1 protein-coding gene is annotated in these 1,312 nt (G+C 66.1%); it reads right to left on the bottom strand.

The features are described 5' to 3' along the window. Positions 1-1,312, bottom strand: a 1,312-nt coding sequence (locus tag AC5LSR_RS21845) for a DUF1156 domain-containing protein (RefSeq protein ID WP_493468923.1), incomplete at both ends; no start/stop codon positions are given.

Genomic DNA, 1,312 nt, shown 5'->3' with positions numbered 1-1,312 from the left:
AAGCCAACGCGTTGGAGCCGACGTCTCTCATACGGCCGCTCTTCTCGCTCCTACTTGGCCATGTCGACGTGATCGACCAGCCCGCGCGGATCATGCCCTCAAGCAGGGTCTCCCAGCCCGTTGATGCCTCGCCAGCCTCATCGGCGTCACTCTGCTTGAAGGCGTACCAGACGGTGATCGGGAGGTCGTCTCGTGCGACCTCCCGCGCGTGTGCGAAGACCTTGCGGAAGCCATCCTCGAAGAACTGCTGTGCGCCCTCCTTGCCGCCCTGGCGGAAAGGGTTCGCAACAAGCTCTTCTGCCTTCGGGACCAGCATCGTCGCTAGGAGATCTGGGTGTACGTCGCGCAGCGACCGACGCAGCCATACGTAGAAGAAGTCCGACAGATCGGAGTAGCCGATGTTGTCGTAATATGGCGGGTCGGTGCTGATCAGAACGGGTCCCGACACGGCAACGACAGCATCGCGCTGCTGGGCCACACCAGGGCCGCGCCCGTCGAGGCGCTCCGCTGCCTCGGTGACAGCATTCGTCATTCGTACGAGACTTCCCGAACTATCCGCGAATGGGTTTCCCTCCGCGTAGTCCCAGGTCATCGGGATCGCCTGCCGAGCAAAGATGTTGCGGAGAATCTCCATCTGCGGATTGCTTGCCCACGTCGTGATCGATGACTGATAGTCAGCCAGGCGGCTCACGACGAACCCGAGATAGGTAGCAACTGCGTCGGCGTACGCCTCGGTGCCGCCGTCGGCGAGGACCCGTTCGCGGGCGTCGGAGACCAGGTCGCTGAAGGTAGTCAGTGCGGTGAGCTGGCGGTTGGTGAACAGGTCGGCCCACCTCGTCATGCCGTAGGCCTGTACCCGGAAGCCGAGGGCCTCGGCCGGGAGAGATGCCTCAGGGACGTCGTCGGGTCGCTCGACATCGGCGGCCTTGACGTGCTCGTCGGTCGGGGCGAGGTAGATGCGCTGCCGGTTGCCCTCGGCGACCACGGCCATGAGCTGGGCACCGAGACGCCCGGCGCGGCCCTCGGCACGTACGTATTTCAGGTCCGCCGCCGCGTCGCAGGCCAGGCACCGGGCACCGGTCTTCGAGACCGTCCCGTCCGTGGCAGCGGTCGGCGCGCCGGCCTTGTCGTGTCCGATGGTGAACGCGACCCGCTGCCCCGAAGGGTGGGTGGGGTCGGGGACGACGGACGGGACGACGTACGACTCCTTGCCCTTCTTCTTGCCCAGCCACCAGGAGCGGACCAGGGGCATCTCGATGCCGCAGGCGGGGTTGGGGCAGGTGACGGTGCGGGCCCAGATCCAGGCGATGAC

It is taken from the genome of Protofrankia sp. CiP1_Cm_nod4, assembly GCF_982290645.1.
The sequence above is the reverse complement of the archived record's forward strand: the minus strand, read 5'-3'. Positions and strand labels throughout refer to the sequence as shown.